This is a genomic window from Bacillus sp. ISL-34, from assembly GCF_018613325.1.
In the GTDB taxonomy this organism is placed as follows: Bacteria; Bacillota; Bacilli; order Bacillales; family DSM-1321; genus Peribacillus.
This window is the reverse complement of sequence record NZ_JAGGQJ010000052.1, coordinates 15,353-37,237: the sequence shown is the minus strand read 5'-3', so window position 1 is coordinate 37,237 and position 21,885 is coordinate 15,353. Positions and strand designations below refer to the sequence as shown.

Sequence of the window (21,885 nt, the reverse complement as noted above, 5' to 3'; positions counted from 1 at the left end):
AATTTACTAGAGTCATGAATCGAGATTGGGTTAAAAACGCTCTATGAGGCTATACAGTCTGTTAATGGAACTTGGTAGAAATCAGGTGAATCTTGGGTTATTTTATAAGAATATTCCGAATGTAACAAAGGACCTCTATTGATACATTCAAAAACGCGTTAAATCAAGGTTTATAACGGTATCGAAATTTATAAAACTTGCCTTTTTTTCACCTATTCACGTACAATGAAAGAAGGGGAAAGGGGAATGAGCCATTCATGCAAGCAGCCTCTCAAAGAATAAAGAATGTCCAGCCGATACGCCGGTTGGATCACATAGAAAAAATGAAAAAGTCACTATTAAAATATTGCAGCTACAGGGATTATATGATGTTTTCAATCGGGATAAACATCGGGTTGCGTATAGGGGATCTTTTACAATTGCGAGTGAAGGATATTCTTGAGGGTACGCATATAGTCATTGTGGAGCAAAAAACAGATAAAATTAAGCGGTTCCTTGTCAATCCTCAACTTCGTAAGGAAGTAAGAAAGTATGTCCGGAAATCGAACCTGAAAAATGAACAGTATTTATTTCCAAGTCGAAAAGGGAATGGTCCTATCACTAGGGTACAGGCCTATCGGGTCCTGAACAAAGCAGCTGAAATGGCAGACATTCCGGATGTCGGGACACATACCCTTCGAAAAACCTTCGGCTATTTACATTATCAAAAATTCAAGGATATCGCTTTACTGCAGCAAATCCTTAATCATTCCAACCCAAAAGATACGATGATTTACATAGGACTCACACAGGATTTAATGGACGAAACATTAATGGATTTCTATTATTAACTGAACAGGACGAAGTACAGCTCCTGTATTACTCAGTATTTTTATATGGATATCACAGTCCTTCAATAGTGGAGTTATTTCAGAGTAAAAATTATTTCGATATATCTGAATGCTTAGAAAAAACTGGAATCATTGGTGCGCAGAGGTGAAAGGGCAGTCGGAATGGGATACGCGACTTTTACTAGGGAAATCGACTTCACTGAGGATTTTGAGAATTATAAGAGTATTTGGACAACAGGTAAATGGAAAGGGTTTAATTCAACCGAATGACTTGTCAAAAAAGACTAGAATATATAGTCTTTTTTTTTGATATCATTCAGAACCGATCTATATAAAAAATCACTCAATTTCTTATCAATATAGTATATTAGAAACTTTTAGACATCTGAACTCCTGTTGTTCTACAATAATGAAAAAGTTGTTATTAGGAATATATGAGGGCATTAAAATATTGTTACTATAATAATATTATGTTAACTTTATTTCAATATTGTCAAAGGACTCATCATATGAACTGCACCCCAACCGTTAGAGAAAATCTAATAATTGGGGTGCAGTATAGTGTGCTTGCCAAGGAATATTGGTAATTAGTTCGGTTATAAGGTATTCATATTCGCCATCTGATCTAGCTCCAAAGGTAAAAAAGCATACTCCCCGTCCTTGATTATCTCACATTTACGAACGGGAATTGGCTGTTTAAAAATGGGCCCATCTATTACTGTTGTATGAAACTCCCCGCCTTCTCCGCAGGGGTCAATGCCGCGAGCTTCAAGTTCCTTCACGTATTCATGGGTTAACGTTCGCCCTAAATCATCCTCTCGCATTCCCAATGATAAATTAACGGTTACGATGATCGTTACAAATCCTAGATTCATGAACTCTTCGACAGCTTCACGATGGTTCATTTCCCATAAAGGCATCCCAAGCTTCAATCCAGCATTCTTCGTAACCTTATCATGCCAACAGCCATGGGCAGGCATATCCAGGTCTCCAGTAACTAGCACTTCTGCTCCTTGATTTTTAGCATTTTCTAAAAGGCGCATAAATATTTTTTCATAATCAGTCCAACTGGCAGCTGCAGTATATACAGGCAAACCTATTGATTCAGCTTGGGCATGTATAAGTTCCGGAGGCATCCCATGGGATCTGGAACGTTTTCCTTCTTCCTCCAGCATGACGATCAGTCCTACAGCTTCTCCAATCTTCATTGCTTTATATAGAGCTAAGACACTATCCTTTCCTCCGCTAAAAGAAGCTATGAATTTATGCCCGCGAGCACTATTTTTCCAATCGATTAATTCCGCCATTCATATTTTCCCCTTTATTCTAATGACTTTTTGCCAATTTCAATTTTTATGTATCATAACTTGATTTTATCACGGTTGGAGCTTTCAGATAAGATATTAATGCATTCTGATTTTAAAAAACTTGATGAATAAACGAGAAGTTCATCTCAGAGAAACCACTACATAATGAAATGAACAAGATTAGTTTTATTGCTAAAGGAGAATTTTTTCAAATGCATTTTTTAGTAAGTTTTGGCGTTAGTTCTGGTTTGAATTTGTGGATATTAATGGCCTTGGAACGAATACAAAGTTGTTTAATAGTTAAATATAAATGGATGCCGCAAATTATTTTCATATGAGAATTAGAAGTTTACCTAATGTATTGTATCCAGTGTTTTTTTAATTGGATACAATATATTTAATTTTCAGTATTGTAATCGCTTTATATAGTTGATATAGTTTAAATTGTATCCAATATCGAAAGGTGGACACTGAATTGGATAATGCTAATTCTAAAAGAGATAAATCAACAATCGTTAAAAATGTAACCAAAAGTCTTAGGAAGGCAATCTTGAATGGGACGTTGAAAAAGGGGGAGCGACTCATCCAAGAGGAGTGGGCCGATCGCCTGGAAGTAAGCAGAATGCCGATTCGTGAAGCCCTTACACAGCTTCAAATGGAAGGGTTAGTGGAAATGGTTCCTCATAAAGGAGCAATCGTCACACCGATTACCCGGGATGATATAGAAGAAATATATCATACCAGGTCTCTGCTTGAAGGCCTTGCAGTAGAAAAATCGCTTCCTTATTTAACAAAGGAGGATAAAGAAAAATTAAAGGGAATTTTGATTGAAATGGAAGGGATTCAGTTATCTGATGAAACCAATGAGCATTATATCCTTTTGAATGCGGCTTATCATGAAACCCTCCGAAAAGGGTGCCCATGGCCAAGGGTTCAAAAAATGGTAGAAACGTTGGGTATCTCACCCATTGCGCCGAATTTGCTGATTGATTATTACCCAGAAACACAACGGGAACACCGGATGATATATGAAGCGGCACTAAGAGGGGATCCTGCAGAACTAAGGGCAGCAGTAGAATTTCACATCTTACGGACCAAGAACAATTTAATTACGTATATGGAGTTGCTGAATACTAAAAATCATCAATAAAAGGAGTGTTAATTGTGTATGATTTCGCAATTGTTGGTGGGGGAATTGTAGGTTTATCGACGGGAATGGCACTTTATCAGCGTTTTCCTAATGCTAAAGTGGTAGTCATTGAAAAAGAGGCTGTTGTTGCAAATCATCAAACGGGGCATAACAGCGGCGTCATCCATTCAGGAATTTATTATAAACCAGGCAGTTTCAAGGCACGGTTTGCCCGTCAAGGAAGCAAATCAATGACGGAATTCTGCAGGATTCATGGAATTGAACATGATATTTGCGGGAAGGTAATTGTTGCAACAAAGCCAGAAGAGTTGCCCCTTCTAGATGATTTATATTCACGCGGTTTGCAAAATGAACTAGCTATACAAAGAATCGGAGTGGAAGAGTTAAAGGAAATCGAACCACATGTTAATGGACTTGGTGCGATTCGCGTCCCCCAAGCAGGCATCGTCAATTATCGTCAGGTAAGTGAAAAGATGGCGGATATCATCCGGGGCAACGGCGGTGAAATCAAGCTGAATACAAAGGTGGAGAAGATTGACGAGGATACTGATGAAGTCATCATCGACACGAACCACGGTACCATAAAGGCAAGGATGGTCATTAATTGCGCTGGATTGCACAGTGACCGTATCGCAGCAGCTGCGGGTTATAAAACTGATATGAAAATTGTCCCGTTCCGCGGTGAGTATTTTAAATTGAAGCCTGAAAAGCGCTTCCTGGTCAATCACTTAATTTATCCGGTACCTAACCCGAAATTTCCATTTCTGGGGGTTCATTTTACGCGGATGATTAGCGGGGAAGTAGATGCCGGCCCAAATGCTGTACTCAGTTTCAAACGGGAAGGTTATAAGAAAACCGACTTCAATGCGAAGGATTTAACTGAAGTTTTAAGCTATAAAGGTTTTTGGAAGATGGCTAGTAAATTCATGAAGGAAGGGATGGATGAATATGTCCGTTCCTTTAGTAAAAAGCAATTTACGAAAAGCCTGCAGGAGTTAATTCCGGAAATTCAAGAAGATGATTTAATCCCTGCACCTGCGGGAGTCCGGGCACAGGCGTTACAGGATGATGGTAATATGGTGGATGATTTTCATATTATAATGGGAAAACGGACCATTCATGTATGTAATGCACCGTCGCCTGCTGCAACAGCCTCAATTGAAATTGGAAAAGAGGTTGTTAACCGCATTCCGGAACAATCACACTTATTGGAAGCTGCATTGACAAAATAAAATTAATTAAAGAGAGGAAGAAGCCACATGTTCAATGGAAAAACAATTTTCATTGCAGGTCATGCACGGTTACCTCAAGGAATGGCAGCGAAAAGTGTCTTTGAAACATTGACCATCACTGCAGAAGTCGATGCTAAATACGGGGTTGTCCTGGAAGCTTCCTGTACACTGGCAACAGAGCATGGCCGGGAATTCATTGGGCGTTTATTAAAAGGGATCAGTTTAAATGATGGTGTTGATGACGCGATAGAATCGATTCAATCTTATTATCGGGGGAAAGCGGCTAATGCATTGATTGCTGCCTTGAAGGACCTTGATCTCCATTTTCAGCAAATTAAAGCAGGAGAAAAAACGAAACTACCAAGATAGTAATATAATTTATCAGAATAATATGTTAAAAGTGTTGACAATTTAACGAAAAAACGTTTTAATGAAATTAAGCTAATATTATGACATTAACACCTTTTGGAAAATACCTTTTCAGAATCGTGTAAAGATCATAATGTTTGGAAACAGGAAAAATAAATCATACATAAACTGCATATTCGCTGTGACTCTATTTGCATAGAGCAGTGAAGTGAATATAAGCCAGTTGTACAGTTGGATTCCTATTTTATTTGGGGATCATGTGCGACTGGCTTTTTATATTTCCCGTTAACTTTGTCACCTATATTACAAATAACAGGAGGAATTATTCATGAGCATTGCAGAAAAAAAGAGAGCTAAGTTTGAAAGGAAAACAGAAAAATACGAGGTGAAAGTCCATCCTCAATCCAGCCGTTTATATCATATTGAAATTTCAAAAGAGGCAATTGCCGCTTTTTTAGAAACCGTATCGAAGGATAATCAGTCTGTTCAACATTTGGAATATACACCATATGCACGACTCATCGTTGCATCATACCTTCTGGATCAAGTGGGGGAAGACTTTGGTGAAGTTCTTCGGAACATCGTTCATGATCGGGAATCCGGCGGCTTCACCCTCGGCTTGGAGGGTGTCACGGAAAACACGGATGAATATGTCATTTTTGCAACGGCCATTTCCTACTTGCTGGGAACTCCAAACCATGATGCCATGTCAGGAAAATATTATGCCCGCTTTAGTGTTCAAGACACGGATAGCAGTGATTCATATTTGCGTCAGGCCTATCGTTTATTTACACTTCATACGGATGGGACCTTTGTTGATGAACCAACGGACTGGTTATTAATGATGAAGATGATTGAACAAAATGCCCGCGGTGGAGAATCACGTTTATTGCACTTAGACGATTGGAAAGAGCTTGATATGTATGTAAATCATTCATTATCGAGCCACAAATTCACGTATAAGGCTCCAAAAAGCAAGAACATTGATCAGGAGATTGAAAGATTGACTTTCTTCAATCATAATAACAAACGTGGTATATGTTTTATCGATCAATTTGTTTATCCTGAATCAATCGAACAAGCCAAATACTTACGCGATTTATCCAATTCGTTAGAAAACGATGAAAGTGTACTTGAACTGGAACTGCCTGTTGGAGATTTAGTTGTCGTCAACAATATATTTTGGCTTCACGGACGGGCTGCATTTGAAAAAGATCCGAACCTGAACCGTGAATTACTTCGCCAGCGCGGAAGATTCAATCAATAGTTTCATTTTGTAAACCCAAATTTTTTTCATCCCCAAATACCATTTTTAAGATAAATTCTTTTCAACCCAAGGGCTGGAAAGCAATTTATCTTTTTTTTGGGAAGGGCTCGGTTTAAAGTTTAATGTTGTTAATGGTATAAAAAAGGAGAACCTTAAACATTAAGTCCTCACTTGTTATCTTGATCTAACCAATTATTCTATTTTATATTCTTTTTAATCTTCCTGCTTCATCATATAAACCTAATTTAATCATTTCATTAATGACCAATTCTTTTAACTTTATCTCGTCTGAAATTAAGTAAGTAAAACTTTTTTTGCAGGGTACCATAAGGCATCCTGCATTACGTTTTCATCATTATGGAGAGATAATACAACACTATATAAACAACTAGAATTTTCTCAATTTCCGTTAAGGAACATACGGATTCAAAAAGATTCATAATGCCCCTATGTTCGGTGGCGAATCTGAATTTCTGATATACTGATATGGCCAAAATAAATGTAAGAAAGAGGGGAGAGTATTTTATGGGGATCGCTAATTTTTCTAGTTTTACGAAATTTAAGGACTTAATTAATGCATTACCTGCTGCCTATACAGATGAAATGATACAGAGTGAACAATTTTTACTTGAAAGAGATGAAAAGAAAAAGCTCGAAATCTATTACGCTCCTTTTGAATATGTAAATGAACGGGCCAAAGTGGTGATTGTCGGAATCACTCCTGGTTTACATCAAATGAAAAAATCATATTCTACAGTAATTAATGCAAGGGGGCACATACATAGCGATGAAGAGATCCTGCACGAAGTAAAAAAGAATTCCAGTTTTGAAGGAACGATGAGAAAAAATTTGGTTCAAATGTTAGACGAGCTTGGAGTACATGCATACTTAAACATATCATCCACACTGGATCTTTTTAACGAAGCAAGTCACCTCGTTCATACTACCTCTGTTTTAACCTATCCGGTCTTTTATAACGGGAAAAACTACAGTGGAACAACTCCGAACATTTTAAAGACCGAGTTGCTTAAAAAAAATATAATGGAAGGCTTTGCTACCGAAATAGGTACAATGGAAAGCCCGCTTATTATTCCTTTAGGCGTAAATGTTTCCAAGGTCTTGAACTATTTAGCGGGTCAAGCTTATTTGGATGCTAACAACATACTTCTAGGATTTCCTCATCCATCTGGAGGAAATGGCCATCGTCATAAGCAATTTGCAGCAAATAAAGAGCAAATGAAAATAATGTTACAGCACTATTTTTCAAAGGAAATGACCGTGGGTTAAAGAGGAGGGCTGTACGGAAACATTGATTAAGAATTCTATTGTTCATCTATTAGTGTTAAAAGTAAAATTAACTATTTACTAGTGATATTTTGGAGATTATAATAAGAACAAATGTTCTTTATTATAGGAGGCATTAACATGGATGAACTTGAGGAATTTTTAAAATCACTTACTATTGAAGAGTTAAAAGTTATTTATGAAGAAGTAAGTGGACCTGATATTAATAAATGAAAAAAATTTGAAATAGAAGATTCTTATTTTTTCATTTCAAAATGGATACATTACTTTATTGAATTCAGTTTAAGTAACTGAACCATCAACAGTCAAATATGGGACAAAAAAGATATGTATTGTTGATGATGATTATTTGTTGCTTCAACAATTTCCTTTAGTGAAAAACTGGTAACAACGTTATTTGATGATTATGTAAATATTGTTCAATGGTACATAGATATTTAAATTTGTCATATTTCAACAAAAATGTCCTGTTCGAAAAATTAAAGAATTAAAAAACCAAGGACCCATTAAAGGTCCTTGATTTTTTATGATATGGACCATTTGAAAAAACTGGCGGTAATTTTCAGATCAGACGAATGATTTGGAAGTTATGTGAAAAGTGCACCTCTAACATCATAATTTTCTATATCGATTTCGATTTTTCTATCAAGTGCAAGGTTTGCCAAAAGGGAGCCTACATAGGGTCCCATTGTTAAACCTGAAGCTCCAAGACCATTGGCTACGATTATGCCTTCCCAGTCAGGTAAAGAACCCATGACCGGAAGGAATCCCGGGGTGAAGGGACGAAAGCCGACCCTTGCTTCAACGAACGTACTATCTGTCAAACCGGGAGCGGTTTGCAAGGCTTTATTGAAAACCTCCTGGAGCCCTCCTGCGGTTATTCGATTATCGAAAACTTCCGTATTTTCGTGAGTCGCCCCAGCAACGATTTTATTATTATCGAAAGCCAAGAGATATTGATCACTGGGAGGCATGACTACAGGCCAGTCATTCGTATTATCATTTGGCGTTTCCAGATGAATGATTTGAGCCTTTTGGAAGGTGACTTGAAAATTCACACCGAGTGGCTTCAGTAATTGCGGTGCCCAAGCTCCAGCACAAACAATCACTTTATCGGCAGATATGAATTCATCTCCAAGTGTTACACCAGTTACTTGTGCACCACTATATGTAAGTATGGCCTCACCATACATAAGTTTTGCACCGTTTTTTTGTGATGCCCGCAATAAGGAATCACGTAGTGCGCGTCCATCGACCCGGGCGGCACCACTCACGTGAACGGCTGAATATTTACTGGAAAGAGGCGGGAATAAGGCACGTGTTTCCTCTGCAGAAAGTATTGTGATCGCCCCGATCTCCGGTGCATCTTCTTTCCGTTTTGTTGCCCGATTCTTCATGGCATTCAGTTTATCTTCATCTGTATGTAAACTTATCGCCCCGACCTGGGCATACCCAGTCTCGGTTTCCCCATCACGTTCAAGTTCTTCAATTAAACCCGGATAAAAAGCCGCCCCATTTTTGGCAAGGAGATACCAAGCTTGGTTGCGTCTTTGCGATATCCACGGGCACACGATTCCTGCAGCTGCAGATGTTGCCTGACCGACATCTTGACGGTCAATAATGATCACTTCAACCCCATTTTTAGCCAACTGATAGGCAGTGGAAGCACCCAAAATTCCTGCACCAACTATAATGATTTTTTGCATTATTCAACATCTCATTTCTCTCATATGTATAAAAGCTTACCACTACTATATCGAAGACACGAAATGATTGCTACAATCGATATTGTAATTTCTTTCACAAAGTTATTTTATCTAATGTGAATATGCTATGATTGAAATTGGGTTAGCTTGAAAAGATACTAGGAGGACATATCATGCTAAAAAAACAAATGGAATCATACATATCAAAATCCGTAACCGAAAACAAGGTTGAGTTGTATAAAGAAGAAAGGGATTATGTTGAAAAGCATAAATTAATCGCCGATGATATCATTATAGTGGAAAAAGAAAATGCATCCCGTTTTACCGATGCTTATATGGAGCGCAGTAATAAAGAGAGCGAAGAATTAATCTCTGAAGAGAACTCTGCATTTTTATCACAACCAATCGAGTATTTGAAAAAAAACAAAGATGAGTTTCTTTACTTTGAATCACAATGGTTCGAATTAATCGGTGTTGAGGCACTTTCTTTAGAAGTCGATGATGTTTTCGGTACTTATAACGCGATGTTCGGATTGAAATTCCAGAAAAAAATGGGAGAAGTTTTAAAAACATATTTAACTAAGGAACTTCAAGAAGGAATTGGATCGTTCAGTTTAATGTTTAACCAGGGCGACGGGCTATGGGATGTGAATTTAGCCTTGGATAACGTAAAAGGGTTTCGAGAAAACATGTCATTGGAAGAAGCTTTTAATTTAATCTATCATTTTCTTTTTAACCTTGTTCAAACAATCGAGGAAGATATGTAAAATGAGGTGCCGTCATTAATTTTAATGGCGGTTTTTTTATTTCTTGAATTGCCCCTAGGCTGGATTTTATTCGATTGGCTCTGGATATTGATTAAAGGAACTTGAAAGAATTCGTCGAATTGATTAATGATATACTTTTATTTAATAAACTTAAGTGTTTTGTACTTAGCAATTTCGATTTTTTTATTCATGTAAATGAAGTTACATCGGAAGGGGAAGTTATACTTGCTGAATGAATTGAAAGTTACTCAGGTTACCATTCCAATGCCTTTTAGGTTGGACCATGTCCAGTGTTTCCTAGCAGAAGGTGAAAAAGGGTGGACAATCATTGATGCGGGATTGAATAACAAAACGACAAGGGATTTATGGAACCCAATTATCGAAAGACACGATATTACCGATATTATCATCACCCATTATCACCCAGATCATTTCGGGTATGCAGGGGCATTACAACAATTAACCGGTGCGGAAGTTTGGATGACACAAGTGGATGAACATGCGGGAACTACGTATTGGGAAGCGAATTCGCTGAATCTGCTTAAGGAAAATTATAATGCATGTGGTATGGAAGACGATGTAGCCGCGGCCTTATCCAGTGACGAAAGCGGATTCATGCCACAAGTAAAACCCTATCCTACCGTAAATCATCATCTTGAAGAAGGAATGAAGCTGCATTTTGGCAAATATGAGTATGAAGTGATTTTCACGCCGGGACATTCTGATGGCCTGATTTCCTTATACAATAAGGAAAAAAGTGTCCTTTTCTCGACAGATCATATATTGCCCAGGATATCTCCAAATATTTCTTATTGGTTTAAAGGTCTCAGTAACCCATTGGAAGAGTTTTTTACTTCTTTGAAAAAAATACAAAAGCTGGACGTTGAATATGTCATCCCTTCACATGGGAAACCGTTTCAAAATGCCAATAAAAGAATTGTTGAATTGTTGGATCACCATCAGGACCGGCTGCATGTAATTCATGAAAACATGAAAGAGCCGATTACTGTAAAAAGTGCTTGCCATATCTTATTTGGAAATCTGCCCATTCATGAAACCAGGTTTGCTGTTGGTGAAACATTGGCACACCTTGAATACCTTCTTTTAAATGACCAATGCAGAAAGTTTAAACGTGATGGCAAATGGTATTATCAATCCATTTGATATATGGGACATTGATTCTAGCTCATATCATATGAGCTTTTTTTCTTTTATAACGCAAGTCCGACTGTGTTCCATGTACTAGTTAATTAATAAGATTAAGCGGTCTTGTTTACATTCAGAGTAAAAATGTTATGATTATTTTTAGATTGTTATGAATATTGAATCAGCGAATAACAGGTTGGGGAGTTTTGAGATGAAGAATACGTATATGAAAACAGCATCAGGAGTGTATATTAATTATTTCCTATTAGGTATGGTCAATATCATGCTCGCATCGAATATGTCCTATCTATCGGAGCAATGGGATACAGATAATGCCGGAGTAAGTTATATCATCGCAGCTATTGGTGTAGGGAAATTACTTACATATGCATTTACCGGTTATTTATCAGATAAAATCGGGCGAAAACCATTAATTATGGCTTCATCATTGGGCATGGGCATCTTCTTGGTCGGTATTCCGTTATCACCGAATTATCAATTGGCTTTTGTTTTCGCCATTCTTGCAGGTGTCGCTAATTCGTCCATGGATGCCGGTTCATACCCTGGTTTAATAGAGCTATTCCCAAGAGCTGCTGGTTCTGCCAGTGTACTGGTGAAAGCATTCATGTCTGCTGGAGCATTTCTTCTCCCATTCATGATATTATTTTTCTCGACTCATGAGATGTTTTATGGATATGCCTTTTTTATTCCTGCTTCTATTTATCTATTGAACTTGATGTTTTTATTCACCGTTTCTTTTCCTAGTACGAATATGAACAAGGAAAAACAAATGGACGATCGTACCGGGAGTGAAAAATTCATATCAGAACCAATTTTTCGTAAAGAGGGACTTGCACTCGTGGTAATCGGTTTCACATCAACAGGATTATTCACGGTTTCACAGATTTGGCTTCCGACCTATGGTCAGCAAGCTGTGGGCATGCCGATGGCCAGTTCCATCAAATTGCTAAGTTATTATAGTTTAGGGGCACTTATTTCCGTTTTGGTTTTATCCGTTTTATTAAAAAAGTTCGTCCGGCCAATAACGGTTATCTTGATTTATCCGATCATAACTTTTATTTCAATCCTTATGATCCTTTTGGTAAAGGTACCGGTCATCGTTTCGATCACAGCCTTTTTCATCGGACTTTCCACTGCGGGAATCTTTCAATTAGCCATTACGATAATGACGGAATTTTTCTGGAGGAAAAAAGGAACAATGACAGGTATCGTGGCAACAGCCGCTGGATTGGCTTCTATAGTTATGCCGCTTGTAACGGGTTGGATGTCGAAAAGCGGGAATATCTCAATCATCTTCATATTTGATGCATTCCTGTCTATAACTGGTTTTATAGCTGCAGCTTATGTTTATTATCGCTATGGAAAGCTGATGGGTAAGGGAAAAGCGGCTACAGGGGATATACGTTTACATGCCTGAAACATTTTGGAACTTTTAAAGCAGCCATAATGGCTTCATTGATAAAGAGAAAACCACCGACCATCAAATTTGGGCGGTGGTTTTTTCATTCCTGGCTCCGATTTGTCCCTTAACTTCTTTCATGATATCTTCAAGGGATGTGACAATTCCTTTATCAGCCTTATAGCTAATGTGCTTAGGTTGAAAATGGATAGGCGAATACCAACCAACTGCGGCTGAGATTCGAAATAACCCTTTTCTAAGGGTAACAAGAAAATTGACCACATGGTATTTCTTTTCATCGATGACAAGTGCCTTCTGCATTTCCGGATCAGTGGTTGCTACTCCGACAGGACAAGCATTGGGTTGACATTTCATCGTCTGTATACATCCTATGGCAATCATGAAACCGCGAGCTATGTTAACAAGGTCGGCTCCCATGGGTAAAGCTATGGCTATCCTATCAGGCGTGAACAATTTACCGGAGGCGATGATTTTAACCCGATTGTGCACACCGTATTTTTCCAGTGTCGATACTAAAATCGGTTTTATAAGGAGATCGAACGAAATATGTTCTCACAACATCTTTCAACTTCTCCTTTTCGATTGGTTTACCCAAATGGCTAACTGCAAAGTTATGGCATCCTGCAGCACCTGCGGATTATATCCGGTAATTTCCTTGATTTTTTTTAATCGGTATATAAGGGAATTACGATGGATATACATTCTTTTTGCACATTCCCCGATATTTAAGTTACTAAGGAAAAATTGTTGCAGTGTCTCGATCAACTTTTCAGATAAGCTGCCTAGGATTCTTTCCTGAAATTGCTGTTTCGCCCGCTCATCTATCCTTTCCAACAGCGCTTTTGTTTCCACATCAGTATATATCGTTAAAGCTTGATTTGCTTCACCTAGTAAAAGTGCTGATTCAGCTTCCCGGAAAGAGTGGGAAATGTATGTTTCCTTTTCCACAATTGAGCCCAAACCGATTCGTATAACAAAGCCTTTTGCTTTTAGTTGTTTGATTACTGTATCCAGTCTTTGTTCGATGTTATTTTCAGTAAGCGCCGTAGTAAGAATGAAAACTCGATTCACATTAAGGAACCCGACAAGGGCGTGTTGTGCACCGAAAACAGTTTCCGTCATTTGAATCAGCTCACTCTTATTTAACGGATTTAATTTCATTTCCATCACCCCCACCTGATAGGGAGGTTCTAATTTCATTCCAATCAGTTCAAGTCTCTGATCAATCGAATGCTGATTGATCTCTTCCTTTAGTAAGTCTTCAAATACCAATTCCTTCAAATGTTGTTTCCATTCGAGTTGTTCCGCCATAAAAGATTGATGAAGCATCATTTCTGTAATCATCTTCACCAATTCTCCAAATTCCAAGAGTTCTGTTGGATCACCGGTGATCCCGATGACACCGATAATTACATTTTGAAAATTAATAGGCAAATTAATTCCTGGAAGGACCCCAGCCCATTGATGGCGGTCATTTTCGTGAATGATTAAAGGCTTTCCCGTTTTCAGTACTTCCATTGCCCCAAAATGCAATTGGTCGATCCGTTCTCGATTGCCAGAAGCGATTATATTTCCTTTATCATCCATAATATTAATGTTTCTGTTGAGTCTATCGGTGGTTTGTTTGACAATTTCCATTGCAATTTCTTGGGTTAGCATACAAGTCATCCTTCTAGAATTTTTTAGATGGTTATCCAGTTTGCGATAAAAGAAAGGTAATCATATTTCATGCAAACAAGCTATGTTAATCACGAAAAGGAGATGGTCGATAGTTTAAGCCTTTAGCTATCTTATACTTTAAGAAATTGGGAAAATAACAGAAAACTTTCTATAAGATCATTTTTTCTATATAGTATAGCTAAAAAAATCAAATATGTCATACTAATTTTTGTATAGAATGAACGATGATTAAAATATTTCAGAAGATTATAATTAAATTAATCTAAAAATAATATATTCAAAGGGGGCCTTAGCATGAAAATTGTTATTGCACCAGATTCCTATAAAGGAAGTTTGTCAGCATTTGAAGCTTCCAAAGCAATCGAGCGAGGGGTCAGGAAGGCCCTGCCGGATGCGAAGACAGAATTGGTTCCTGCAGCGGATGGCGGGGAAGGTACGATGGATAGTCTTGTTGCAGCTACGAATGGTCGAAAAGTAGCAGTGACGGTTAAAGGACCTTTACTTGAGGACGTTCAGGCAGCATATGGAATCTTGGGTGATCAGGAAACATGCGTGATTGAAATGGCCAGTGCATCCGGTCTGTGCCTAGTCGATTCAGATAAGTTAAACCCATTGATCACTACTACATACGGAACAGGGGAGCTCATTCAAAAAGCATTGAATGATGGCTGTCGAAAGTTCATTTTAGCGGTTGGTGGAAGCGCTACCAATGATGCCGGTGTTGGTATGCTCCAGGCTTTGGGAATGAGGGTGTTTGATGTTGATGGTAAACCGCTGGGATTCGGGGGTGCCGAATTATCGCGGATATCAGAAATCAATACAGAAGATTTTGATTCCAGAATAGCAGATTCCGAGTTTTTGATTGCCTCGGATGTCCAGAATCCGTTAGTCGGTCCGGATGGGGCATCAAGTGTATTCGGACCTCAAAAAGGAGCCACTCCTGCCATGGTTGAATTGCTTGATAAAGCTTTATCATCATGGGCTGATTTGGTGGAAATCAAGACAGGCATACACTTGCATGATAAAGCTGGTGCTGGTGCTGCAGGTGGAATTGGAGGTGCCTTTCAAGCCTTTTTCCGTGCAGATACAAAAAGGGGCATCGATATTGTTATGGAGGTTACGAAACTGGGTGAAAAATTGTCCGATGCTGATTGTGTCTTTACTGGTGAGGGCCAAATCGATTACCAGACAGCTTCAGGCAAAACACCAATGGGAGTTGCACAAGAAGCCAAAAAGCATGGTATTCCCGTATTTGTTTTGGCTGGATCGATCGGAACTGGTATTGAAGTTTTATATGACCATGGAATAACTAGTGTTCATAGTTTGGTGAACGCTCCTATGCCTTTAAAGGAAGCAATGGAAAAAGGTGCTGATTTGTTGGAGGTTTCAGCAGAACAAGTAATGCGGACTTTTTTGGCAGGAATTAAAAATAGGGGGTAATCATATGTTATTTATTGTTTTGGCCATTGGCGTATTCTTAATTGTTTTTGCGACCACCAAATTTAAGCTGCATCCGTTCTTATCGCTACTTTTAGGTACTTTATTTGTGGGTTTTGCTTCTGGAATGCCTCTTGATCAGATTGTGGAGAATATTAATGGCGGTTTTGGCGGATTGATGACGAGCATTGGACTTGTAATCGTTTTCGGTACAATAATCGGAACGATTTTGGAAAAGGCTGGGGCCGCATTACGAATGGCGGAAGTCGTGTTAAGGATTGTCGGTCCCAAAAGACCGCAGCTTGCCATGAGCATGATTGGCTATATCGTATCCATACCCGTTTTTTGCGATTCAGGTTTCGTTATTTTATCAAGCTTAAGAAAGGCATTGGCAAAACGCGCAAAAGTAGCGGTTGCTTCCATGTCGGTTGCGCTTGCGACTGGCTTGTATGCGACACACACACTTGTGCCCCCAACACCAGGGCCAATAGCGGCTGCCGGGAATATCGGAGCGGATGGATACTTGGGGACGGTCATTTTGATTGGTCTCATCACTGCCATTCCAGCTGCACTTGCAGGTTATATATGGTCAATGAAAGTAGCGTCCAAGATAGAGGTTGAAGATGACCGAAGTGACCTGGACTACGATTATGATGAAATTGTCCGTTCATTCGGTACGATGCCTTCCGCCTTTCAATCATTTTTACCGATTGTTTTACCGATTGTCCTGATTGGAGCGAGTTCTGTTTTAACGCTCTTCGGTACAGAGGGTGGAATCGCCGCATTTTTCGTATTCTTGGGCCAGCCGGTCATCGCATTGCTTGTCGGAGTAATTTCGGCATTGACATTGCTGCCTAAGTACGATGAAGAAACATTGACAAACTGGATAGGAGCAGCCTTATTGGATGCCGCGCCAATTTTATTGATCACCGGTGCGGGCGGAGCATTTGGTACTGTCATTAAAAATACGGGGATTGCAGACATCATCCAAAGTTGGGATATAGGCAGCATCTTTAGTGGATCATTGTTCCTTTTGGTCCCGTTCCTAATTGCTGCTGGGTTGAAAACAGCCCAAGGTTCTTCCACAGCATCCCTGGTCATCACTTCATCTTTGATTGCCCCTATGCTTCCAACGTTGGGTATTGAAGGAGCTGTTCCACTTGCATTGGTAGTCATGGCTGTTGGAGCAGGTGCGATGACTGTAAGCCATGTAAATGATAGCTTCTTCTGGGTGGTCACCCAATTTAGCGGGATGAAAGTGACGGATGCCTATAAAGCTCAAACGATGGCAACCTTAATACAAGGGGTAGTAACCATTATCATGACGATGATATTATGGGTCATTCTTGTGTGATATTTATAATGAAAAAACGGAGAGGCGTGAAACGCTTCTCTTTTTTATGCTTTAAATAGAATATATTTTCATTTTAATGGTGTTGTAAGAACTAAAATAGTGTATGATGCATAGTATAAGGTATGGTGTACGTCACATAGTATAGGGAAGAGGTGATTGGATGAGCACTTTACTGAATTCATTAACCACTGAGCTGCGCAGAGGCACTTTGACATTAGCTGTTCTGAGTCAGCTCAAAACCCCTCAGTATGGGTACTCGCTTGTCCAGCGTTTAGAGAAGTCGGGAATTACCATTGATCAAAGTACTTTATATCCTTTGCTTCGCCGCCTGGAAAAACAAGAATTGGTGACAAGCAGCTGGGATACTTCTGAAAGTAGACCCCGCAAGTACTATTCTTTAAGTGATTATGGGGAAGAAATCTTCACTCAGTTAAAGGAAGAGTGGGAAAAAACTTCTCAAGAGCTTTATATATTATTAAAAGGAGAGGGAGAAGATGGAGCTGATTGAACTTTATATTCAGGAAGTGACCCGCAGGCTACCAGAAAAAAACCGGGAGGATATTGCGCTTGAGCTTCAATCTACAATCGCAGATATGCTTCCGGAGGATCATACGGAGCAAGACGTGAAAGCGGTTCTTTTAAAATTAGGAGATCCGGTTACACTGGCAAGTGGTTATCGCGATCGGCCGATGCATCTGATTGGACCGCGTTATTATGATGTTTATATCAGTCTGTTGAAAATGATTTTACCAATTGCAGCAGTCATTTCACTGATCGGATTAGTAGGGGATAATCCGTTTCGGGATATGGGGGATAATACGGTTATCGATGCAGTTTTCACCATAATCGGGAATGCGATAGCAGGTATCATCGGTACAGGTATCCAAGTGTTTTTCTGGCTGACGCTCTCATTTGCCATTTTAGAACGCATGGATACTTCAAAAGGTCAGTCGCCTTTAACAAAAGACTTGAAACCATGGACACCGGAAAACCTAAAAGATATACCGAACATTTCAAAGCAAAAGGCGATTTCCATGATCGAGATATTTGCAAGTTTGTTAGGTCTTTCTGTGTTTGCGGCCCTTTATTTCAATGCAGCAAACCTCTTAGGCGTCTATGAAAAAAGAAATGACAGTCTCATTTTCGTGACACCTTCTTTCAATCAAGAGGTATTGAATTCCTATTGGCTGCTGGTATCTTTCGTCGTTATCATTGGGCTTCTCTTGGCGATTTATAAATTATCTTTAAGACAATGGACCCTGAAACTAGCTATATTCCATGCCATATACCAGCTGTTGTCCACTCTGACTTTCATCATCATCATCAGTAATCCTCATTTATTGAACCCCGAATTCATTGCATACCAAAGGACACTATTTTCAATTGATGAATGGAAAACCTCGATTTACTGGAGTCTCATAATCATCACCATCATTTTTGCTGCCTACGATTCCTATCAAGGCTTTCGAAAGGCAAAAATCCGTTAAGGCACAGCATCCTAGCTGTGTTTTTTTATTTTTTAAAGTTTCATGAGGTGAAAAGATTTTTATGAATGGGAAAACAGAAAAACACCTCATAAGGAATATAGTTTTTAACCAACTATACGGCATATGAGGCGTTACATTTAAACCAATTTTTTATTGAACTGCATCGAACTGATTGACTTTCCACGTGGATCCGGATTTATAAAAAGTAACCGTTCTTTTTACTGACTCACCGTCGACTGTAGGTACGGTTAAGTTGTAGGACCTAACGTTTAGTTTTTGATAAACCAATTTAATTTTTGCTTTTCTCCACTCTAACATGCTGTAGCCGTCTCCGATTGGACGGGCTAATTTCCCTTTATGGGTAATGTAATTATATTTGGTAAGCCCTTTTTCAACTGCATTATTAGTAAATGTCTCTGCTAAGTAGGTAGTCAATTTATCTTTTGTATTGAACTCTTGGCAAAGGTATGAATACTCTGTCCCTTTATAATTGAAAGTTTTTTGTGAACATGAACGGGTTTTGTACCCATGTAAAGCATTCCAAAAATGTTTGCTGGCATTATCGGCTATCTTTAATGCATTTGCGTCAGACAAATTCTGTGATGTCGTTTTTGCGGTAACCTGACCACTTAATGTGAAAAATAAAATGATAATGGATAATAGCATACCTACAAATTTTTTCATACTTAATCTCCCCAATCCCTAATAGGATACTTATGTAACGAAGGTTTAATAAATATTACAATTGTTACATTTATATTACAACATGCTGAACATAAGTAAAAGAGAAATCTTGTTAATTTTTAAATATAATTTTAGTTTTCCATTGAATATACATAGTTTGTTCACTTTATTCTTTTTGAAAGGGGCGTTGTAAATAGAAGATCATGGCTGTTATATACTTCATATTCCACTACCTGACCTATTTAAAACCTAGCCGTTAATTCTTTTTCAATCACGGGACAAGTTAAATCATTATATTTTCATTAATATCAAGATATGTACAAAGAACTCGAATTTCCCGGGCAGAGACCAAAAATAATAAAATATAAAGGTTTGACAAACTTTCTTATCCTACCGTATTATAAATTATATAGTTGAATACATTCTCCAAAGGGGAGTAGCTTTTACAACAATGTCGTCATTACGGAGCTCTTTGCTCTCGGTGTTGTTGGCAGCATATGTTGTTAGCCAGACCTTACCTATTGGTAAAGGTCTATTTTCTTTTAGTAAACCTTTACCAAAAATGGTAAAGGTTTTTTGTAGTCCGGAAAGTGCAGTCCTTAAGGAAATGTATCAACATATTGGTTTTTAGTAGAAAAACAAATAAATATATAAATGGAGTGTATTCTTTGATACTGAGAAAATCTTTGTTACTTTTAGGGATAGGTTCTGCACAAATAGATTTAATCCTGCCGAAAAATAAGTATAAATCTGGTGAATGCATAAATGGGTATTTCTTGATTAAGGGTGGTACCCTTACGCAAAGAATAAGGAGGATCGAATGTGATTTAATTATGGATACTCATTCTACCGGAATGGATGAGATCCTTAAAACGAGCACCATTTTGTCTTCAAGAGAGATAAATTCAGGGGAAAGTAATGAAATTCCTTTTAACTTTTGTCTGCCTACATTGGAGGAGCCTTATAAGCGTGGGGTTTCCTATCGTCTGAAAACGAGACTAATACTGGATAAAGGGATAATAGGCAAGGATGATGACTGGATTTTAATCGATTCTGAATAAAGTGGAAATGGAGGTGGGAGCATGAATATCTTGAAATTTACTGAGCTTGCTATGGATTATTTGGAAGAATTTTTATTATTGAGGCTTTTTATATTGGCTTTACTGTTATTGGCGGTTTATTATATCTTGAATAAAATGGTTGAATGGTTCTTTAGAAGGTCCAATTTTTTTGAGGAAGAAGTCGAAAAAACAATACAGGGGGTTACTCGTTCTTCTCTTAGGTATGGCATTTCCGCACTTTTCCTTATTTATCTGATTGGACAGTTTATAGACTTAAAAGGAATTTTAGCTGGAGCTGGTATTTTAGGGGTCGTTATCGGATTTGCCGCTCAGCAAATGCTCAAGGATATCTTATTGGGATTTGTAAGGCTTTCAGATAATGAATTCCGAGTGGGGAATTTCGTGACCTTCAATGGGACAAGTTCTGGGACGATTGAGGAAATCGGTATCCGGTTCATGCAGATCAGGGAATGGTCAGGAAAATTACTGACAATCCCTCACAGTGAAATCAGGACAATTCAAAATTTTAATAAAGGGAGAATGCGAATCATTGAGCGCATTACAGTAAGTTACCAAGAAAATCCCGAAAAGGTAAAACGGCTGTTGGAAGATATATGCCTTATCTGCAATGAGAAATATGGCGAAACCCTTCTAAGGCTAGAGGATGGTACGCCTGAAGAGGATTTTAGATACATCGGCATTACGGATTTAAATCCCAATCTTAAATATGTTGGTTATGAACTATGCTTAGTGGGCCTTGTTAAACCTGAACATTACTTTGAAACAGCTAGAAGTGTAAGGTTTGAAATGATAACAGCTTTACATGAGCATAAAATTCTAATGCCATCATCCCATTTGCTTGTACAGGGCAATCCTAATCAACAACGTATATTGGAAAACTAAAAGAAGAGACACAATTTCTTGAGGTATTCCGGGAAAGGTCATGAACAAATGCGGGTGAGTGTAACAAAGGGCAGAAGCATAACCAGTGACAGTCCTCGGGAACTTAAGAATATTAAAGGGCTTCTTTTAAAGAAAGAATTCGAACGTTGATTGGACCATACAGCATTCGCTTTCCGTGGGGGTCTCGAACACCCGCTCCAATCAACTTTGTTTTATAATTGTAGATAGAAACCATTTTCTCGACAAAAAGGGGAGGCTGAATAGTCTTATCCCGAACATGATTTTATAACAAGACTAGATGATCGTAATTCATACTGGATTACAGAAATTTGCAACACTCCTGCCGAATAACTGTCTGGCCGAGATCCCGCAGGGGCTTGCTTTGATGAGGCTCGGCAGACAGTCGGTGGATAGGGAGCGGATTTCTGTAAACGCCTGGAACGTTTATTAAATAAAAAACTTCAGGGCAAACTCGCTATTCTTCGAGTTTGTCTCCAGTCTGGAGCTTTCTTTTAAAGGAAGCTCATTTTTTATACAAGAAATCGAACAATAATATCCAAAAAATGGTTTTTTTATTTTTGGTTTTTACCTTGATTTATCAGATTAAATAGATTATTATCAAATTAGCATAAAATGGAAGGGTGACCTTAAAACAATGATCATTTAATCCTATTCTTTAAGAAAAAATGCGTGCTAAATACGAACTTTTTTTCTGGATAGGATTAGTCTGTACTAAAATACAAACAAAGATCATTGTGT

The 21,885-nt window shown here is 38.4% G+C and carries 20 protein-coding genes; 15 read left to right on the top strand and 5 right to left on the bottom strand.

Annotated elements, in window-relative coordinates; genetic code table 11:
* Positions 1-257 precede the first annotated feature (257 nt).
* On the top strand, positions 258-830 hold the full coding sequence (locus J7E52_RS26580) for a site-specific integrase (protein ID WP_286198103.1): 573 nt from the start codon (positions 258-260) through the stop codon (positions 828-830).
* A gap of 596 nt (positions 831-1,426) precedes the next feature.
* Here the strand turns inward: J7E52_RS26580 and J7E52_RS26575 are convergent.
* Complete coding sequence (locus J7E52_RS26575; RefSeq protein WP_214751595.1) at positions 1,427-2,137, bottom strand: Dph6-related ATP pyrophosphatase; 711 nt, start codon at positions 2,135-2,137, stop codon at positions 1,427-1,429.
* A 475-nt stretch (positions 2,138-2,612) separates the two neighbouring features.
* Here J7E52_RS26575 and J7E52_RS26570 point away from each other — a divergent pair, with 475 nt between their 5' ends.
* The 5 genes from J7E52_RS26570 to J7E52_RS26550 all read left to right on the top strand — a co-directional run bounded on the left by J7E52_RS26570 (position 2,613) and on the right by J7E52_RS26550 (position 7,442).
* Positions 2,613-3,287: a GntR family transcriptional regulator gene (locus tag J7E52_RS26570; protein ID WP_214751593.1), complete on the top strand. Its 675-nt coding sequence runs from the start codon at positions 2,613-2,615 to the stop codon at positions 3,285-3,287.
* 14 nt (positions 3,288-3,301) lie between these two features.
* On the top strand, positions 3,302-4,519 hold the full coding sequence (gene lhgO / locus J7E52_RS26565) for an L-2-hydroxyglutarate oxidase (RefSeq protein ID WP_214751591.1): 1,218 nt from the start codon (positions 3,302-3,304) through the stop codon (positions 4,517-4,519).
* A 27-nt stretch (positions 4,520-4,546) separates the two neighbouring features.
* Positions 4,547-4,888, top strand: a complete 342-nt coding sequence (locus tag J7E52_RS26560; RefSeq protein ID WP_214751589.1) for a DUF3870 domain-containing protein — start codon at positions 4,547-4,549, stop codon at positions 4,886-4,888.
* A 328-nt stretch (positions 4,889-5,216) separates the two neighbouring features.
* The gene (gene glaH / locus J7E52_RS26555) at positions 5,217-6,155 is read left to right on the top strand and encodes a glutarate dioxygenase GlaH (RefSeq protein WP_214751587.1); all 939 of its coding nucleotides are present in this window, start codon (positions 5,217-5,219) and stop codon (positions 6,153-6,155) included.
* Between the two features lie 486 nt (positions 6,156-6,641).
* Positions 6,642-7,442 carry a uracil-DNA glycosylase family protein gene (locus tag J7E52_RS26550; protein WP_286198102.1) on the top strand — a complete coding sequence of 267 codons (801 nt, stop codon included), beginning with the start codon at positions 6,642-6,644 and terminating at the stop codon, positions 7,440-7,442.
* Positions 7,443-8,047: 605 nt separating this feature from the next.
* On the opposite strand, the gene J7E52_RS26545 is transcribed toward J7E52_RS26550, so the two are convergent.
* Positions 8,048-9,166, bottom strand: coding sequence for an NAD(P)/FAD-dependent oxidoreductase (locus J7E52_RS26545; protein ID WP_214751584.1), 1,119 nt, complete (start codon positions 9,164-9,166; stop codon positions 8,048-8,050).
* 173 nt (positions 9,167-9,339) lie between these two features.
* Here J7E52_RS26545 and J7E52_RS26540 point away from each other — a divergent pair, with 173 nt between their 5' ends.
* The 3 genes from J7E52_RS26540 to J7E52_RS26530 all read left to right on the top strand — a co-directional run bounded on the left by J7E52_RS26540 (position 9,340) and on the right by J7E52_RS26530 (position 12,517).
* Complete coding sequence (locus J7E52_RS26540) at positions 9,340-9,933, top strand: branched-chain amino acid aminotransferase (RefSeq protein ID WP_214751581.1); 594 nt, start codon at positions 9,340-9,342, stop codon at positions 9,931-9,933.
* Positions 9,934-10,158: 225 nt separating this feature from the next.
* Positions 10,159-11,097 (top strand): MBL fold metallo-hydrolase, encoded by a 939-nt coding sequence (locus tag J7E52_RS26535; RefSeq protein WP_214751579.1) that lies wholly within the window; start codon positions 10,159-10,161, stop codon positions 11,095-11,097.
* A 193-nt stretch (positions 11,098-11,290) separates the two neighbouring features.
* Positions 11,291-12,517 (top strand): MFS transporter, encoded by a 1,227-nt coding sequence (locus tag J7E52_RS26530; protein WP_214751577.1) that lies wholly within the window; start codon positions 11,291-11,293, stop codon positions 12,515-12,517.
* Positions 12,518-12,580: 63 nt separating this feature from the next.
* On the opposite strand, the gene J7E52_RS26525 is transcribed toward J7E52_RS26530, so the two are convergent.
* Both J7E52_RS26525 and J7E52_RS26520 read right to left on the bottom strand, forming a co-directional pair.
* Positions 12,581-13,024 carry a glutamate synthase-related protein gene (locus J7E52_RS26525; protein WP_309476951.1) on the bottom strand — a complete coding sequence of 148 codons (444 nt, stop codon included), beginning with the start codon at positions 13,022-13,024 and terminating at the stop codon, positions 12,581-12,583.
* A 60-nt stretch (positions 13,025-13,084) separates the two neighbouring features.
* Entirely contained in the window at positions 13,085-14,179 is a 1,095-nt protein-coding gene (locus tag J7E52_RS26520) for a CdaR family transcriptional regulator (protein WP_214751575.1), read from the bottom strand.
* Between the two features lie 315 nt (positions 14,180-14,494).
* Here J7E52_RS26520 and J7E52_RS26515 point away from each other — a divergent pair, with 315 nt between their 5' ends.
* From J7E52_RS26515 to J7E52_RS26500, 4 genes are all read left to right on the top strand, one after another.
* Entirely contained in the window at positions 14,495-15,640 is a 1,146-nt protein-coding gene (locus J7E52_RS26515) for a glycerate kinase (protein ID WP_214751572.1), read from the top strand.
* Positions 15,641-15,644: 4 nt separating this feature from the next.
* Entirely contained in the window at positions 15,645-16,991 is a 1,347-nt protein-coding gene (locus J7E52_RS26510) for a GntP family permease (protein ID WP_214751571.1), read from the top strand.
* A 160-nt stretch (positions 16,992-17,151) separates the two neighbouring features.
* Complete coding sequence (locus J7E52_RS26505; protein WP_214751568.1) at positions 17,152-17,499, top strand: PadR family transcriptional regulator; 348 nt, start codon at positions 17,152-17,154, stop codon at positions 17,497-17,499.
* Complete coding sequence (locus J7E52_RS26500; protein ID WP_214751565.1) at positions 17,486-18,478, top strand: HAAS signaling domain-containing protein; 993 nt, start codon at positions 17,486-17,488, stop codon at positions 18,476-18,478. The genes J7E52_RS26505 and J7E52_RS26500 overlap by 14 nt, the downstream gene beginning before the upstream one ends.
* A 150-nt stretch (positions 18,479-18,628) precedes the next feature.
* Here the strand turns inward: J7E52_RS26500 and J7E52_RS26495 are convergent, their stop codons facing one another.
* Positions 18,629-19,162, bottom strand: a complete 534-nt coding sequence (locus J7E52_RS26495) for an IseA DL-endopeptidase inhibitor family protein (RefSeq protein WP_214751562.1) — start codon at positions 19,160-19,162, stop codon at positions 18,629-18,631.
* Positions 19,163-19,830: 668 nt separating this feature from the next.
* Between J7E52_RS26495 and J7E52_RS26490 the strand changes: the two genes are divergently transcribed.
* Together J7E52_RS26490 and J7E52_RS26485 are read left to right on the top strand one after the other, a co-directional pair.
* Positions 19,831-20,223, top strand: a complete 393-nt coding sequence (locus J7E52_RS26490) for a sporulation protein (protein WP_286198101.1) — start codon at positions 19,831-19,833, stop codon at positions 20,221-20,223.
* A gap of 21 nt (positions 20,224-20,244) precedes the next feature.
* Positions 20,245-21,126 (top strand): mechanosensitive ion channel family protein, encoded by an 882-nt coding sequence (locus J7E52_RS26485; RefSeq protein ID WP_214751559.1) that lies wholly within the window; start codon positions 20,245-20,247, stop codon positions 21,124-21,126.
* Positions 21,127-21,885 lie beyond the last annotated feature (759 nt).

Coding starts and splice junctions, on each gene's coding strand:
- J7E52_RS26580 (WP_286198103.1), top strand. CDS start 258: ATGCAAGCAGCCTCTCAAAGAATAAAGAATGTCCAGCCGATACGCCGG.
- J7E52_RS26575 (WP_214751595.1), bottom strand. CDS start 2,137: ATGGCGGAATTAATCGATTGGAAAAATAGTGCTCGCGGGCATAAATTC.
- J7E52_RS26560 (WP_214751589.1), top strand. CDS start 4,547: ATGTTCAATGGAAAAACAATTTTCATTGCAGGTCATGCACGGTTACCT.
- glaH (WP_214751587.1), top strand. CDS start 5,217: ATGAGCATTGCAGAAAAAAAGAGAGCTAAGTTTGAAAGGAAAACAGAA.
- J7E52_RS26550 (WP_286198102.1), top strand. CDS start 6,642: ATGGCCAAAATAAATGTAAGAAAGAGGGGAGAGTATTTTATGGGGATC.
- J7E52_RS26545 (WP_214751584.1), bottom strand. CDS start 9,166: ATGCAAAAAATCATTATAGTTGGTGCAGGAATTTTGGGTGCTTCCACT.
- J7E52_RS26540 (WP_214751581.1), top strand. CDS start 9,340: ATGCTAAAAAAACAAATGGAATCATACATATCAAAATCCGTAACCGAA.
- J7E52_RS26530 (WP_214751577.1), top strand. CDS start 11,291: ATGAAGAATACGTATATGAAAACAGCATCAGGAGTGTATATTAATTAT.
- J7E52_RS26520 (WP_214751575.1), bottom strand. CDS start 14,179: ATGCTAACCCAAGAAATTGCAATGGAAATTGTCAAACAAACCACCGAT.
- J7E52_RS26515 (WP_214751572.1), top strand. CDS start 14,495: ATGAAAATTGTTATTGCACCAGATTCCTATAAAGGAAGTTTGTCAGCA.
- J7E52_RS26510 (WP_214751571.1), top strand. CDS start 15,645: ATGTTATTTATTGTTTTGGCCATTGGCGTATTCTTAATTGTTTTTGCG.
- J7E52_RS26505 (WP_214751568.1), top strand. CDS start 17,152: ATGAGCACTTTACTGAATTCATTAACCACTGAGCTGCGCAGAGGCACT.
- J7E52_RS26500 (WP_214751565.1), top strand. CDS start 17,486: ATGGAGCTGATTGAACTTTATATTCAGGAAGTGACCCGCAGGCTACCA.
- J7E52_RS26495 (WP_214751562.1), bottom strand. CDS start 19,162: ATGAAAAAATTTGTAGGTATGCTATTATCCATTATCATTTTATTTTTC.
- J7E52_RS26485 (WP_214751559.1), top strand. CDS start 20,245: ATGAATATCTTGAAATTTACTGAGCTTGCTATGGATTATTTGGAAGAA.